Origin of the sequence: Xanthomonas sp. MLO165 (assembly GCF_018831305.1) — a bacterium.
Classification (GTDB): Bacteria; Pseudomonadota; Gammaproteobacteria; order Xanthomonadales; family Xanthomonadaceae; genus Xanthomonas; species Xanthomonas arboricola.
This window is the reverse complement of record NZ_CP029263.1, coordinates 3,109,739-3,124,830: the sequence shown is the minus strand read 5'-3', so window position 1 is coordinate 3,124,830 and position 15,092 is coordinate 3,109,739. Positions and strand designations below refer to the sequence as shown.

Here is a 15,092-nt window from a genome sequence, read left to right as displayed (position 1 = left end):
GCCGCGTTCATGGCAGGGTCAAACGCTTCGCCCATTCAGCCATAGACTGAGGGTGATCTCCGTCGCGGTCCGTTGCCTGACATTATGCTGAAACTGCTCTGCCTGTCCCTTTCATGCGTGCTGGCGCTGGCGGCCTGCGACCGCACCAGCACCTCGGCCGATGCCGCCGCGACGCAACAGAGTGGCGCGGGGCAGGGCGATGGCGACCATATGGTGTCGGTGGATACGCCCGAGCCGGTGGCGCCGCCGCGGCCGCGTGCACAGGCCGGCGAAGCCAGCTGGCCGCAGGCGGAGCTGGACGCGGGCAAGGCCTGGATCAGTTGCGCCACCGATTACAGCAGCGAAGCCGGCGACGGCACGCTGCTGCCGGCGCTGGACCGCGCCAGCATGGAGGCGGCGCTGGCGCCGTGTCGCGACACCGGCCTGCTGCGGGTGCGCTACGCCGGCAAGATCAACGCCGGCTTTGCTGCGTTGGTGTGGCGGCTGGCCGCGGTGGCCGAGCAACTGCGGCTGCCGCATCGCATCCTGGACCTGGATTCCAGCGGCGGGCAGGTGGAAGCAGCGATTCGCGCCGGCGATGTCATCGGCGAATCCAACTGGACCATCTGGGTGCGCGAAGGCTCGATCTGCCACAGCGCCTGCGTGTTCGTGCTGGCCGCCGGCGACAACCGGCTGGTGGCCGGCAAGGTCGGCATCCATCGCATGATGCGGATCAGTTCCAAGGCCACCTCGCGCGCGGAACTCAATCGCGAATTGCGCGAGGTCTACGGCAACGTCAAGGATTATCTGGAGCGCAACGGCGTGGCGGTGGCGGTGGCCGACCTGATGATGACCGTGCCCAACCGCAGCCTGCGCCTGCTGACGATGGACGAGCTGCGCGAGTACGGGCTGGATGGCACCAACGCGGTGCAGGACGACCTGGAGCGCATCCGCCAGATGCGCAAGTGCGGCGACGCCTTCGTGCGCCGCAAGGACGCGTTTCTGGTTGCCTTCGACCAGAAGTGCAAGGGCGAGGGCGCCGATCTGGAGGCGGTCAATGCCTGCGGCCTGGCCTTGAAGCAGCGCTTCGGCTTCCCGGATGCGGCCTGCCCGGAAGAAAGCCCGCTGGCCGAAACCGATGCCGCCGCGCTGCCGGCCACCGCCGCAGCGCAGGCCGCGCCGGCGGCCGACGCGGAGGCAGGAGCGCCAACTGCGGCACCGGCCGCAGAGTCGGCTGCCGAGCCCGCAACGGACCCCGCCCAGGGCGAGGGCTGAGCTTCACACCCACCGCACTGCCGGCTGCCTATGGTCGCGGCATACCACGGAGCCGGGGGGCGACATGCTTGGAAAGACGAAGGGCGTTGCGCTGGCATACCTGCCATCGGCGCTGCTGGTGCTGGCCGGGTTTGGCGTGGCCGAACTGCTGCAGGTGATCGCTGCGGCCAGCCATGTGCAGTGGCCGGCGACGCTGGCGGTGTGGCTGAGCCTGGCGGCCCTGATCGCGGCCATCGCGCGCGCACTGTGGGTCAGTTGGCGACTGTGGCGGCCACGCGGCGTCGCGGCGGTTCCGCCCGGCGGCGACATCTGATTTTTGAGTCAAGGCGTGCGTTCCCGGCACCCGGCTCGCGCGTCGCTTGCACACTCACCTCACCATGCAGCGCAGGTCTTAAACTGCCGCACTCGCCGCAAACCCTGCGGCGGTTCCCATCCGTTTGCTAAGCACAAGGTCATCTGCCCCATGTTCCGTCCTCGTCTGCTTGCCGCACTGCTGTTGGCTCCCTCGCTGGTCCTGGCACAACAGCCGCAGACGGCTGCACGTCCGGCCGCCGCTCCCCAGGCGGCGCCCACGGCCAGCCCGGCGCAGCAGGCGCAGCTGACCAAACAGAACACCGAGATGACCCAGGCGGCACTGCGGGTGGCGCAGATGGTCGATGCCAACCAGGTGGCCTCACTGTGGGATGGCGCCTCCAGCGTCGCCAAGACCGCGGTCAAGCGCGATGTCTTCGTGAGCCAGATCGGCGCCGAACGTGCGCGGCTGGGGGCGGTGGTCGGACGCGGGCAGGGCTCGGTGACACGGGTCAAATACGCTGCCGGCGCGCAGGTGCCCGAAGGCCTGTACGTCAACGTCAGCTTCCCGACCCGGTTTGCCAAGGCCCAGCAGCCGGTGCGCGAGCTGGTGTCTTTCCGCCTGGACGAGGACAAGACCTGGCGGCTTGCCGGCTACAGCCTGCGCGCGTCGATCAAGTGATCTTGCAGCTCATCGGGAGACCCGCGTGGAACTGACCATCGAACTACAGATGCTGGGCTGGGCCATGGTGCTCGGTCTGGTGCAACTGCTGGCCGCCTCGGCCAGCATGACCGCCCAGCGCGGGACCAAATGGAATGCCAGCGCCCGCGATGGCGACCCCAAGCCCCTGACCGGCGTCGCGGCGCGGCTGGATCGCGCCTTCCGCAATTATCAGGAGACGTTCCCGATCTTCGCTGCTGCGGTACTGGCGGTGAGCGTTGCCGGGCGTACCAATGCAGACACCGCACTGGGCGTGCAGCTGTACCTGTGGGCGCGCGTGGCTTACGTGCCGGCGTATGCGGCAGGCATTCCTTACCTGCGCAGCGCAATCTGGGTGGTGTCGTTCTGGGGCATCGTCAAGCTGGTGCGGGCGTTGCTGGGCTGGTGACGCAGGCCGGGCTGCGTGCGCGCAGCCTGTGGTGAGTGGCTGAGAAAACGCAGCGACAGATCGCGCCTGCGACTGCGTTGGGCTGCCTGGTTCGGTCACTGCTTGATCCTGATCAAGTCCGGCCAGCACCACTGCCATTAAACTGAGAGCCGCTACCAAGACGGCTGCGCTCACCGCCAGGTGTGCGTGCCCGATGCGGCAGGTGCCACGCGGACATGCCGGTTGCTTTGCGCCGACCGCATCCAGCTGACCATTGCATGCGAGGTCTTGTTAGCTCCTCTGGGTCTTGGTGGTGAAGGAGCGTGGCATGCAATCGGTGGATGTCGCAGTCATTGGTGCCGGGCCGGTCGGCCTGAGTTTTGCGCGGTCGTTGGCCGGCAGTGGCCTGTCGGTGCTGGTGGTCGACCAGCAGCCGCGCGCGCAACTGGCCGAGCCGGCCTTCGACGGACGCGAAATCGCGCTGACCCATGCCTCGCGTGCGTTGCTGGAGCAACTGGGCATCTGGCCGCAATTTCCCGCCGATGCGATCTCGCCGCTGCGCGACGCCCGCGTCATGGACGGACATTCGCACTTCGCGCTGACCTTCGCCGCCTCCGCGCGTGGTGCCGGCGATCTGGGCTGGCTGGTGCCCAATCATCTGGTCCGTCGCGCGGCCTGGCAGGCGGTGCAGGCGCAAGCTGCGTTGGAGATGCGCTGTGCGTGCACGCTGCAGGCCGTGCAGCAGCAGCGCGACCGCGTGGTGCTGCAGTTATCCGATGGGGAAACGGTATCGGCGCGCCTGCTGGTGGCGGCCGACAGTCGCTTTTCCAGCGCCCGGCGCCTGCTCGGCATCGGTGCGCAGCTGCGTGATTTCGGCAAGACCATGCTGGTGTGCCGGATGCGGCATGCGCTGCCGCACGGGCATGCTGCCTGGGAGTGGTTTGGCTACGGCAAGACGCTGGCGTTGTTGCCGCTGCAGGGCAATCGCGCCGGTGCGGTGCTGACCCTGCCGCCGCGACAGGTGGAGGCCTTGCTGGCGATGGAGGCGGCGGACTTCAGTGCGGCGGTGACCGAGGCGTTCGAGCATCGGCTCGGGCCGATGCAGCAGGACGGCAGCCGGCATGCGTATCCGCTGGTGGCGGCCTATGCGCAACGCTTGATCGCCGAGCGTGCCGCGCTGATCGGCGATGCGGCGGTGGGCATGCACCCGGTCACCGCGCACGGCTTCAATTTCGGATTGCAGAGCCAGGCGCGCCTGGCCGAGCGTGTGCGCGCCGCTGCCGCCGCTGGGCGCGACATCGGGGCTGCGGCCCTGCTGCAGGGCTACGAGCGGGCGCACCGGCTGGCGACGCGGCCGCTGTATGAAGCGACCAACGCATTGGCCGCGCTGTATACCGACGACCGTGCGCCGGCCCGCCTGCTGCGACGTGGTGCCTTGCGTGCGGCGCATGCGGTGGCGCCGTTCAAGCAGGCGATTGCGGCGCATCTGACCCAGCGCAGCGTCTGACGTATCGAAGTGGGAGCAGGGAGGCGCAGTGCGTGCAGCGCTGCGCTGTGGTCCTCACGCGCAGTGGCTTGTAACGGTGTTCGACATGCGGGCGGGCAATGCGGTCAGCGGCTCGCTCGCAGGTGCTCTTGCGGCAATCGGGCTCGATCAGACCGGATTTGCATGAGGTCGGCTTTCGTCAGGCGCGCCGCAGTCGGGCACGCAGCCATCAGGCCGGCGTGTTGATCCGCGCAAGAATCGCATCGATCGCGGTGCGCGCATCGCCGCTGCGCAAGGCGTCTTCCAACAGTGGAATGACCCAGGCGCAGCCGGCCTTGGTCACGTCTGCGCGCCAGCCGCCGGGCCAGGCTTCCAGCTCGTGCAAGGCCAGCATGCTGCAACCGCCACGCTCGGCGTGACCGCCACGGATCGACTGCTCGAACCAGAACGGCGTGGGTGAATCGACGTCGATCGAGAAAATATAGACATCGTGGTCCGGGTCTTCAGCCGAGGGCGCGTTGTTGCGCCAGCTGACCTGCACCACGCTCATTCTGCCGGCTCCGCATCGGGGTCCAGCGCCAGCACGCGGATCTCCACATCGTCCAGTTGCACGCACTGGCCGGGGCGGATCTTGGCGGTCTTGCGCAGTTCCTGCACGCCATCGACGCTGACCGCGCCGCTGGCGACGATCGCCTTGCCCTGCCCACCGCTGTCGGCAATACCCGCCAGCTTGAGCAACTGGTTGAGTTCGATGTACTCGCCGTCCAGGTCGAATTCCAGAAATTGCATGGTGCGCTCGGTGACAGGAAGACGGCGATTATCCGCCCGTCGCAGCCGGCAACACCACCGTGCCGAACGCAGCCCCGGCAGGTGGAGTCGTGCGCGACGCAGGCGCGCCAGCGGCGGACACGACGCCGGAGGCGCGGTGCGGGGCGGCACGCTTATTCGCGTCGAAAGCGTGCAATCTCGTCCAGCATGCTTTCGGCGCGCACGACGCCGGGCCCGGCATGCGCGTTGTCGATGCGCTCCAGCCACGGATGGCGTTTGCGCTGCAGCCGTCGATAGCCGAGCCAGGTGCCGATGCCGCCGAGCACGCCCACCAACAGATTGAGCATCAGCCAGTCGTGCGGCAGGGTCAGGCCGGTCAGCCCGCGCCAGCCGGCGTCGGCCACGGCCACCCACAGCACCCAGAACGCCACGCCCAGCCACGGGGCCACCCGCGTGCGCCAGCGCCGCAGCTGCGCGAGCGCGCGCTGCGTCGGCAGCAGCGGTCCGGCAAAGTCCAGTTGCGCCAGCAGCTGCAGCTGTCGTAGTGCGGAGATCGCCAGTGCAATGCTCCACAGCTGCAGCAGCACGCCGCCGATGATGGCTGCAGCCTGATCGGTGTGGGCAAGCCAGCTGCGCGCGATCACGATGTGCAGCGCCACGGCGCACAGCAATTGCGCGGATTGGCTCAGCCACAGCGGGCGCAGGCTGGTGCGCGCCGCGTGGCCACGCACCTGACCGATGATGTGGCCGATCTGCGTGCCGTGCTGATCCAGGCGGTGTTCCATCGCGTGCCAGGCGCGTTGCATGTCGTCGAGTTCCATCGAATGTTCCTTGGGCGAAGTAGTTGGTCAGAGTTCGGCGCGGATGCGCGCCTTGAGGCGGCTGAGTTTCGTGGCGACATTGGTCTCGCTGATGCCGAGCACCTCGCCGATCTCGCGGTAGCTGTGCGCGTCCAGGTACAGCAGCATCAAGGCGCGTTCCAGCGGCGGCAGGTGGGCGATGAAGCCGTGGAGCGCGGCGACCTGCTGCGCGTGTGCCGGGTCGCGCGTCAGCGGGTCGGCGATGCTGTCGGCCACCGCCTCCAGCGGGAGCGGGTCCTGCGGCGCGCGGCTGCGGCCGCGCAGATCGCTGACCGCCACGTTCAAGGCAATGCGGTACATCCAGGTGGAAAAGCGCCGGCCGGCGTCGTAGCCGGGGAATGCGCGCCATAACTGCACGGTGATGTCTTGCGCCAGCTCGGCGCGGTCGTCCGGGTTCCAGCAATAGCTGGCCGCGACCTTCAGGACGATGCCGCGGTGCTGCTGCAGCAGAGCGTTGAAGCGGGTGTGCAGGTCTGTTTCCAGGGACATGGCTCCGGCCGGGTGGGTGGATGACAAGGGTCGAGGAGATGATTCGCCGCAGCGGGCAAATCCTCACAAGCTGAACGGACTGTCACGGAAATTTCGACAGCAGGGGGCCTGAGGGCGCACACTATGCTGCTTTGCGCCTGCCGGCTCCGTGCGGCGCCTCCGGAGTTACCCAATGACCCAAGAATCTCCCGCGCCGCTGCTGTTTGCAGACCTCGGCCTCTCAGACGCTGTGATGAAGGCGGTTGCCGCCGTCGGCTATGAGTCGCCGTCGCCGATCCAGGCTGCCACCATCCCCGCGCTGCTGGCCGGCCGCGACGTGCTCGGCCAGGCGCAGACCGGCACCGGCAAGACCGCCGCGTTCGCGCTGCCGGTGCTGTCCAATGCCGACCTCAACCAGCTCAAGCCGCAGGCGCTGGTGCTGGCGCCGACCCGCGAGCTGGCCATCCAGGTCGCCGAGGCGTTCCAGAAATATGCCGAAGCCATTCCCGGCTTCCGCGTGCTGCCGGTCTACGGCGGCCAGCCCTATGCCCAGCAGCTGAGCGCGCTCAAGCGCGGCGTGCATGTGGTGGTCGGCACTCCCGGCCGCGTGATCGATCACCTGGACCGCGGCACGCTGGACCTGTCCCAGCTCAAGACGCTGGTGCTGGACGAAGCCGACGAAATGCTGCGCATGGGCTTCATCGACGACGTCGAAGCGGTGCTGAAGAAGTTGCCGGAGAAGCGCCAGGTGGCGCTGTTCTCGGCGACCATGCCGCCGGCCATCCGCCGCATCGCGCAGACCTATCTGAAGGACCCGGCCGAAGTCACCATCGCGGCCAAGACCACCACCTCGGCCAACATCCGCCAGCGCTACTGGTGGGTGAGCGGCCTGCACAAGCTGGACGCGCTGACCCGCATCCTGGAGGTCGAGCCGTTCGACGGCATGATCATCTTCGCGCGCACCAAGGCTGCCACCGAAGAGCTGGCGCAGAAGCTGCAGGCACGCGGCATGGCCGCGGCGGCCATCAACGGCGACATGCAGCAGGCCGCCCGCGAGAAGACCATTGCCCAGCTCAAGGACGGCAAGCTCGACATCCTGGTCGCTACCGACGTGGCCGCGCGCGGCCTGGACGTGGAGCGCGTCAGCCATGTGCTGAACTACGACATCCCGTACGACACCGAAAGCTACGTGCACCGCATCGGCCGTACCGGCCGTGCCGGCCGCAATGGCGATGCGATCCTGTTCGTCACCCCGCGCGAGAAGGGCATGCTGCGCGCGATCGAACGCGCCACCCGCCAGCCGATCGAAGAAATGCAGCTGCCGAGCGTGGATGCGGTCAACGACACCCGCGTGGCACGTTTTATGACCCGCATCACCGAGACCCTGGCCGGCGGCCAGATCGAGATGTATCGCGATCTGCTGCAGCGCTACGAGAGCGAGAACAACGTACCGGCGATCGATATCGCTGCGGCATTGGCCAAGTTGCTGCAGGGCGATGCGCCGTTCCTGCTGACCCCGCCGGTGCGCGGTGCACGCGAGGAATTTGCACCGCGCGAGCGCAACGATCGCGGCGACCGCAACGATCGCGGCGAGCGTCCGCGCTTCGAGCCGAAGTTCGAGCGTGGCCCGCGTGCCGATGGCGAGCGTGCGGCACGCCCGCCGCGTGCGGAACGTCCGGCGTTCGCCAGCGATGGCGCGGGCGCCGAGCGTCCGCGTCGCGATCCGGTCGCCCCGCGTGGCGAGCCGGAGTTCGGCATGGAGAGCTACCGCATCGAAGTGGGCCACACCCACGGCGTGAAGCCGGCCAACATCGTCGGCGCGATCGCCAACGAAGCCGGCCTGGAAAGCCGCTATATCGGCCGTATCGACATCCAGGACGATTATTCGATCCTGGACCTGCCGGCCGACATGCCGCGCGAACTGCTGACGCACCTGAAGAAGGTCTGGGTGTCCGGCCAGCAGCTCAACATGCGCAAGCTGGAAGAAGGCGAAGCGGCCGCGTCGCCGTCCAAGCCGCGCTTCCCGCGCGGCGGCAAGCCGTCCGGTCGCCCGAATGGCCCGAACCGTCCGATGGACCGCGCCGGCGCGACACATCGCAAGGGCCCGCCCAAGCCCCGCGGCGAGTAAGCACCGCTGACAACCCGGCGGGCTGCGGCTGCTCGGCCGATCCGGCCGGTCGCCGCAGTCGCTATGCTGATCGATGCATGGCGGTGTACGCGCGTCACGCGTCGGCACCGCAGCGATTGTCGGCGGCATCCTGTTAGCCATGCTAAGTTCCGCGCCGACCGTGGCCGGGCGGGCGCAGCCATACAGACTGCGCCGTTGCGGCCGCTACTGCCTTCAGGCGCCCACTGGGCGCCTGAATCGCATGGGCAGCAGCAGGGGGGGGCGAGGATGACAATGGCGCAGATGGCGGGCGGCACGAGCGGTAGGCGGACCATGCACCTGATGCGCGGCTGGCTGACGCTTCCCTTGGCCTTGTTGATCGGCATGGCCGTCGGCATGGCGGTGCTCTCGGCGCTGGTGATCGAGATTCAGTCCGGGGCAATGGCCTGGATCGTCGGCCAGAGCCACTGGTCCAATGCCCAGCAGGAGTCGGTGTACTGGCTGGAGCGCTACCTGGGCAGCGGCGATCCGGCCGACCTGCAGGCCGCCTGTCGGGCGCTGGAAGTGCCGCTCGGCGACCGCGCGGCACGCGAGGCGGTCGAGCAGCCGGTGATCGACTGGGCTGCGGTCCATGCCGGGCTGGCCGCCGGCCGCAATGCCCGTGAGGACATGCCGCAAATGGTGCGGCTGTATCGCTACGGCCATGTCTTTCCGTATCTGGGCGACGCCATCGCGATGTGGAAACACACCGACGCCGACCTGCTGCAGCTGAGCACACTGGCCGACCGGGCCGCCTCCGTGCAGGCCGCCAGCCGCCCGGATCCGCGCGCGCTGCAGGCCCTGCGCGACGAGCTGCACCTGCTCGACGGCCGCATGCGCGGCGATACCGCGCAGTTCCAGTCGCTGCTGGTCCGCTGCGCGCGGTTGCTGCACGATGTGATGGTGGTCTGCAGCCTGGCGACCCTGTTGCTGGTGCTGATCACCTGCGTGCTGGCGATGCGCCGCATCCGCAATTATCTGCTCTCGCACGAAGGCCGCTTCCGCACCGCGTTTCAGCAGGCGGCGCTGGGCATGGTCAAGTTCGACCTGCGCGGCCGCGTGCTCGATGCCAATGCCGCGATGGCCAACATCCTGCGCTACCGGCCGGAGGAACTGCAGGCCTGCACGCTGGCCGAGGTGCTGCATCCGGACCATATCGCGCTGGACAGCCGCGGCCTGATCGACTGGCCGACGCTGCTGCAGTCCGGCGAGCGGCGCTTGCTGCGCGCCGACGGCGGGGTGATGTGGGGGCGCTGGAGCGCGTCGCTGGTGGAGCCCGGCCCGGAGGAGCCGACCCTGGTGCTGGCGGTGATCGAAGACGTCTCGCATGCGCACGAGCTGGCCGACGAAGTCGCCTTCCATGCGCGCCACGATGCCCTGACCGGCCTGATCAACCGCCGCGAGATCGAACGCCGGCTGCTGCGCCTGATCGAGCCGCCGCAATCGCCGCAGCTCTGCCATGCGCTGTGCTTCGTCGACCTGGATCACTTCAAGCTGGTCAACGACACCTTCGGGCATGCGGTAGGCGACAAGTTCCTGTGCCACTTCGCCGATGTGATCACCATGCAGTTGCGCCCCGGCGACTGGCTGGGGCGGCTGGGTGGCGACGAGTTTGCGATCCTGCTGGCCAATACCGATCTGGCACAGGCGCAGTCCTTGCTGGAGCGCATGCATGCGGTGCTGGGTCAGCCGTGGAGCCACCAGGGCGGACGGCCGCTGACGCCGAGCTGCAGCTTCGGCGTGGTGGAAATCCGCCAGGGCGCCAGCGACGTCAATGCCTTGATGACCGCCGCCGATCTGGCCTGCCATGCGGCCAAGGAAGAAGGGCGCAACCGCATTCGCTGCTTCGGCGAAAACGATCTGGCGCTGGCGCGGCGGCGCCACGACGGTGGCTGGATCAGCGCGGTGCAGCAGGCGATCGCCGAGGACCGGCTGCTGCTGTATGCGCAGAAGATCCAGGTGTTGAGCGATCCGGAACGCCTGCAGTACGAAGTGCTGGTGCGCATGCGCGCGCGCGACGGGCGGGTGCTGAGCCCAGGCGAATTCCTGCCCGCCGTGGAGCGCTACGGCCTGGGGCGCATGGTCGACGTGCATGTGCTGGAAACGCTGTGCGCGCAGCTGGCGGCCAGTCCGATGCATGTGGCCACGCTGGACCTGTGCCACGTCAATCTGTCCGCACAGTCGATCGCGCAGCCGGATTTTCTCGATTTCGTGTGGTCTTTGTTCGAGCGCTACCCGAGCCTGGTGCCCAAGCTGTGCATGGAGATCACCGAGACCGCGGTCATCGGCGATCTGGAGCACGCGCAGCGCTTCGTGCAGAGCGTGCGTGCGCGCGGCTGCCATGTGGCGCTGGACGATTTCGGCAACGGCCTGGCCTCGTTCGGCTATCTCAAGCAGTTCACCGTGGATGTCCTCAAGATCGATTGCGGCTTCGTGCGCAACTACGCGCACGACGCGGTGGACCGCGCGGCAGTGCACTCGATCGCGCAGGTGGGCCTGGCGCTGGGGATCGAAGTGGTGGCCGAGGGCGTGGAGTCGGAGGCGGACATTCCCGGCCTGCGCGAGGCCGGTGTCGGCCAGGTACAGGGTTTCAGCCTGCATCGTCCATGCCCGCTGGACGAGCTGCTGCACGCCGGGCAGCCGCTGCTGGCGCTGTCCTGATCGCAGATTGGTGCACGCGCGCCGCTCCAAATCGCCGATAATCGGCCGATGACGACCCGACTCAACAAATACATCGCCGAAACCGGCTTCTGCTCCCGCCGCGAGGCCGATCGCCTGATCGGCGAACGCCGGGTCACCGTCAATGGCGTGGCTGCCGGCACCGGTGCGGTGGTGGGCGAGGACGACACCGTGCTGGTGGACGGCCAGCCGCTGCGCACGCGCGCCGCCAGCAAGCCCGGTGGCCGCAAGCATGTCTACATCGCACTCAACAAGCCGGTGGGCATCACCTGCACCACCGAAAGTTCGGTCAAGGGCAACATCGTCGAATTCGTCGGCCACGAGCAGCGCATCTTCCCGGTCGGCCGGCTCGACAAGGAGTCAGAAGGTCTGATCCTGATGACCAGCAACGGCAACATCGTCAACGAGATCCTGCGCGCGGAAAATCGCCACCAGAAGGAATATCTGGTGGCGGTCAACAAGCCGGTCACCGACGAATTCCTGCGCGGCATGGCGCGTGGCGTGCGCATCCACAACGAGACCACGTTGCCGTGCCGCACCGCGCGCATCGCCAAGTTCGGCTTCCGCATCGTGCTGGAGCAGGGCTTGAACCGGCAGATCCGCCTGATGTCCGCCGAATTCGGCTACCGCGTGACCCAGCTGCGCAGGGTGCGCATCGACAACATCAAGCTGGCCGCGCTCAAGCCCGGACAGTGGCGCAACCTCAGCGATGCGGAGTTGCGCGGCCTGCTGCCGCAACGCACCGACTGGTGAGCGTTTCTCGCGCGTTGGACTGAACCGCAACAGCACGGTGCATCGGCTGCGCAGGCGCAACCCGATGGCCGTGCATGACCGGCTCGGTCATACTTCCGCCGCCGACAGCCAGCTGGGGAGCGGGCAGAGTGATCAAACCGACATTGCCGGACAACGAAGCCGAGCGGCTTGCAGCGCTGCGTCAGTACGAAGTGCTGGATTCGCCGCCCGAGCGTGCCTTCGACGACCTCACCATGATTGCGTCCACGCTGTGCGAGACGCAGATGGCGGCGGTGGTGCTGGTGGACGAACAGCGGCAATGGTTCAAGTCCGCACATGGCGCGCCGCGCAGCGAGGCATCGCGCGACATCTCGTTCTGCGCGCATGCGATCCTGCGCCCGGATGAAGTGATGATGGTCGACGACACCTTGCTCGACCCGCGCTTCCACGACAATCCGATGGTGACCGGCAGCGCGGCGGTACGCTTCTATGCCGGCGCGCCGTTGGTGACCAGCGAGGGCATGGCGCTGGGCTCGCTCTGCGTCTTCGACCAGACCCCGGCGCATCTGCGCGAAGAGCAGCGTGCTGCCCTGCAGGCATTGTCGCGGCAGGCCGCGCATCTGCTGGAACTGCGCCTGGCCGGCAAGCGCCTGCGCCAGCAACTGCACGAGCGCGAATGGTACGAGCAGCAGCTGGCCGGCTATTACGCGCAGATGGACGCGCTGAATGCCGATCTGGTCGAGCAGACCCGCACCGATCCGCTGACCGGCTTGCCCAATCGACGCGCGTTTTCAGTGGCCTTGGCCGCGGCCATGGAACAGACGCGTGCGGCAGGCCAGCCGTTGTCGGTGGCGTTGCTGGACGTGGACCACTTCAAGACCGTCAACGACGTGCATGGGCACGACCAGGGCGATGTGGTGCTGCGCGAACTGTCGGCGTTGCTGCGTGCGCATGTGGCCGGTGCCGGCACCATTGCGCGTTATGGCGGCGAGGAGTTCGTTCTGCTGCTGCCCAACGTGGATCTGCTGCAGGCGCGCGTGCAGTGCGAATACCTGCGCCAGAGCGTGGCGGTGATGACGATCGCGCTGCCGGTGACGGTGAGTATCGGCGTGGCCACGCTGCATCCGCAGGAAAGCGTGGACGCGGTGATCAAGCGCGCCGACCAGGCCCTGTATGCGGCCAAGCGTGGCGGGCGCGACCAGGTGGTGGCGTTGGGGTAGGGGGCGTGCGCACGCGGGTGCGTCATCGATAAGGTCGGTCGCGGCCTAGGCCGCTGCGACGGTGGCGTTTGTTGGTTGCGCCGTGCGGTCAGTCGACGATGTTCTTCGCCTCGGCAGTGCCGAGCAGCTCCGGGTGCACGATCTTGCGCCGGCGTTCCAGCACCGGATGCAGGAACACCGCGCCGAGAATGATCGCCACGCCGAGATAGAACTGCACAGTCAGCTCGCGTTGCTCGCCGAGCAGGGCGATCGCCAGCACGATGGCGTAGACCGGTTCGAGATTGGTCACCAGCTGCACCGAATAAGCGCTGAGATGGCGCAGCGCCACCAGTGCCAGCGCAAACGGCAGTAGCGTGCAGGCCAGCGACAGCACCAGCAGCAGGACGCCGTCGTGCAGGCTGGGGATGATCATCAGGTCGCCATGCAGCGACGGCAGCAACAACGGCATGGCCGGCGCCAGCACGGTCAGGGTCAACGTGCCGGCGCCAAGCTCCAGTGCGGTGACGGTGAGCGGGTCGGCATGCGCCACCATGCGCTTGTTGAGTGAACCGAACAGGCCGACGAACACCGCCGAAATCGCGCCGACCACCACGCCGGCACGCATGCCATCCGGCACCCCGCCGACCACCAGCGCCACGCCGGGCAACACCGCCAGGCCGAACAGCAATTCGCGCGGGCGGAAGGGGCGCTGCGTCACCCACGGCTCGATCACGGCGGTGAACACCGGCGCCAGTGCAATGCAGGTCGCCGCCACCGAGGCATTGGCCAGCTTGATCGCGCCGTAGAAGGTCAGCCAGTGCAGGGCCACCAAGGCGCCGATGCCGCAATAGCCCAACACCACGCGTCCGGACAACCCGCGCAATCCGCGCCACACCCGCGGCAATAGCGCCAGCGCCACCACCACGATCAACATGCGCCACCACACCAACGGCAACGCGGGCAGCGTGATCAGCTTGCCCAGGATCGCGGTGATGCCCCAGAGCAGGACGCAGAAATGGATTTGCAGTTGCGCCTTGCGCAGGTCGGTCGTGGGCATGCGCCATTGTCGCCGAAGACGCGACGCAACGCCCCTGCTAGCGCGCCCCCAACGCCTGCAGCAACGCCATTGCCGCCGCCGGATTGCGCTCCTTGGCGGCGCTGATGAAAAACACGAACACCTCGCGCGGGGTGGCTGCGGCGTGCATCGATGCGTCGATATGCGGCAGGTCCGCCACATCGTCGCCGCGCCGCCAGGCCTGGATGCGCTCGGCCCAGCGCGCCAGTGCCGGCGCCGGGTAGCCGGCATGCAGGCGCGCCTGGCTGCGCATCAGCCGCGCATAGACAAAGTCGGTGGACAGATCGGCAAAGGACGGATGCTCGTCCGAATCGGTGAACACCGTGGCCACCCCATGCCGGCGCACCAATTCCAGCAGCGCGGCATCCACTGCGTCGTGGTCGCGGATTTCCAGCACATGGCGCAGCACGCGCTTGCCGGCACGTTTGGGCAGCAACGACAGGAAGGCGTCCAGGTCGTCGGCCTGCAGCCGATGCCCTTGTTCGAACTGCCACACCAGCGGCCCCAGCGTATCGCCGAGCTCGACAATGCCGCCGATGAAGTCGTCCACCTGCGCCTGGGTGCCGGCCAGTCTGCGCGACTGGGTGATGCGGCGCGGTGCCTTGGCCGAGAAGACGAACCCGGGCGGCACCTGGTCGCGCCACTTCGCGTAGGTGGCCGGTTGCTGCGTCCCGTAATACGTGCCGTTGATCTCGATGGCGGTGACGTGGCGGCTTGCGTATTCCAGCTCGCGGCGCTGCACCAGCCCTTGCGGATAGAACATCCCCGCCCGCCATGGCGCATACACCCAGCCGCCGATACCGACGTGGATGCCATCGAGCGCGGGCGGGGTGGCGGCGAACAGATCGGTCATGACAGATTCCACGTTGGCGTGAGCGCGCGCCTGGCATGTTCGCAGACGCACAGATGTGGCAAGCCGCCCAGATGATAGCCCCGCCGGCTCCGCGGCGAAGCAGCGCGGCCCCAAACGCTTGCGCGCACTGCCAGGCAGGCGCGGCCGTTGGCGCGCGGCGGCATGCAGGCGTTGTGCACTCGATGCAGGCACC

At 68.0% G+C, this 15,092-nt stretch carries 15 protein-coding genes and 1 other RNA gene; 10 read left to right on the top strand and 6 right to left on the bottom strand.

All coding sequences use genetic code 11. The annotated features are described in order from the left end of the window. Positions 1-84 precede the first annotated feature (84 nt). From DGN21_RS13160 to ubiM, 6 genes are all read left to right on the top strand, one after another. Positions 85-1,254, top strand: a complete 1,170-nt coding sequence (locus DGN21_RS13160; RefSeq protein WP_126965918.1) for a hypothetical protein — start codon at positions 85-87, stop codon at positions 1,252-1,254. 64 nt (positions 1,255-1,318) lie between these two features. Next, the gene (locus tag DGN21_RS13155; RefSeq protein WP_054591543.1) at positions 1,319-1,567 is read left to right on the top strand and encodes a hypothetical protein; all 249 of its coding nucleotides are present in this window, start codon (positions 1,319-1,321) and stop codon (positions 1,565-1,567) included. 150 nt (positions 1,568-1,717) lie between these two features. Further along, positions 1,718-2,227 (top strand): DUF4019 domain-containing protein, encoded by a 510-nt coding sequence (locus tag DGN21_RS13150; RefSeq protein ID WP_047126840.1) that lies wholly within the window; start codon positions 1,718-1,720, stop codon positions 2,225-2,227. 25 nt (positions 2,228-2,252) lie between these two features. Continuing rightward, the gene (locus DGN21_RS13145; protein WP_065049842.1) at positions 2,253-2,654 is read left to right on the top strand and encodes an MAPEG family protein; all 402 of its coding nucleotides are present in this window, start codon (positions 2,253-2,255) and stop codon (positions 2,652-2,654) included. Between the two features lie 200 nt (positions 2,655-2,854). Then, positions 2,855-2,930, top strand: a non-coding RNA gene (locus DGN21_RS13140) — sX9 sRNA. 31 nt (positions 2,931-2,961) lie between these two features. Next, the gene (gene ubiM / locus DGN21_RS13135; protein ID WP_126965919.1) at positions 2,962-4,140 is read left to right on the top strand and encodes a 5-demethoxyubiquinol-8 5-hydroxylase UbiM; all 1,179 of its coding nucleotides are present in this window, start codon (positions 2,962-2,964) and stop codon (positions 4,138-4,140) included. Between the two features lie 208 nt (positions 4,141-4,348). Here the strand turns inward: ubiM and DGN21_RS13130 are convergent, their stop codons facing one another. The 4 genes from DGN21_RS13130 to DGN21_RS13115 form a co-directional block, all read right to left on the bottom strand. Continuing rightward, on the bottom strand, positions 4,349-4,669 hold the full coding sequence (locus DGN21_RS13130) for a hypothetical protein (protein ID WP_160954501.1): 321 nt from the start codon (positions 4,667-4,669) through the stop codon (positions 4,349-4,351). Then, positions 4,666-4,908, bottom strand: coding sequence for an RNA-binding S4 domain-containing protein (locus DGN21_RS13125; protein WP_024939760.1), 243 nt, complete (start codon positions 4,906-4,908; stop codon positions 4,666-4,668). The genes DGN21_RS13130 and DGN21_RS13125 overlap by 4 nt, the downstream gene beginning before the upstream one ends. Positions 4,909-5,060: 152 nt before the next feature. After that, positions 5,061-5,708 (bottom strand): hypothetical protein, encoded by a 648-nt coding sequence (locus DGN21_RS13120; RefSeq protein ID WP_160954500.1) that lies wholly within the window; start codon positions 5,706-5,708, stop codon positions 5,061-5,063. A gap of 27 nt (positions 5,709-5,735) precedes the next feature. Next, complete coding sequence (locus DGN21_RS13115; protein WP_160954499.1) at positions 5,736-6,236, bottom strand: sigma-70 family RNA polymerase sigma factor; 501 nt, start codon at positions 6,234-6,236, stop codon at positions 5,736-5,738. A gap of 172 nt (positions 6,237-6,408) precedes the next feature. Between DGN21_RS13115 and DGN21_RS13110 the strand changes: the two genes are divergently transcribed. The 4 genes from DGN21_RS13110 (at position 6,409) to DGN21_RS13095 (ending at position 12,992) form a co-directional block, all read left to right on the top strand. Beyond that, positions 6,409-8,343 carry a DEAD/DEAH box helicase gene (locus DGN21_RS13110; protein WP_126965920.1) on the top strand — a complete coding sequence of 645 codons (1,935 nt, stop codon included), beginning with the start codon at positions 6,409-6,411 and terminating at the stop codon, positions 8,341-8,343. 273 nt (positions 8,344-8,616) lie between these two features. After that, positions 8,617-11,022: an EAL domain-containing protein gene (locus tag DGN21_RS13105; protein ID WP_160954498.1), complete on the top strand. Its 2,406-nt coding sequence runs from the start codon at positions 8,617-8,619 to the stop codon at positions 11,020-11,022. Between the two features lie 48 nt (positions 11,023-11,070). After that, on the top strand, positions 11,071-11,793 hold the full coding sequence (locus DGN21_RS13100; protein WP_016903964.1) for a pseudouridine synthase: 723 nt from the start codon (positions 11,071-11,073) through the stop codon (positions 11,791-11,793). Positions 11,794-11,921: 128 nt separating this feature from the next. Continuing rightward, positions 11,922-12,992, top strand: a complete 1,071-nt coding sequence (locus DGN21_RS13095) for a sensor domain-containing diguanylate cyclase (protein ID WP_046343494.1) — start codon at positions 11,922-11,924, stop codon at positions 12,990-12,992. Between the two features lie 88 nt (positions 12,993-13,080). Here DGN21_RS13095 and DGN21_RS13090 read toward each other — a convergent pair whose 3' ends face one another. Both DGN21_RS13090 and DGN21_RS13085 read right to left on the bottom strand, forming a co-directional pair. After that, entirely contained in the window at positions 13,081-14,028 is a 948-nt protein-coding gene (locus DGN21_RS13090; protein ID WP_016903967.1) for a DMT family transporter, read from the bottom strand. 37 nt (positions 14,029-14,065) lie between these two features. After that, on the bottom strand, positions 14,066-14,899 hold the full coding sequence (locus DGN21_RS13085; protein WP_215824944.1) for a DUF72 domain-containing protein: 834 nt from the start codon (positions 14,897-14,899) through the stop codon (positions 14,066-14,068). Between the last annotated feature and the right edge of the window lie 193 nt (positions 14,900-15,092).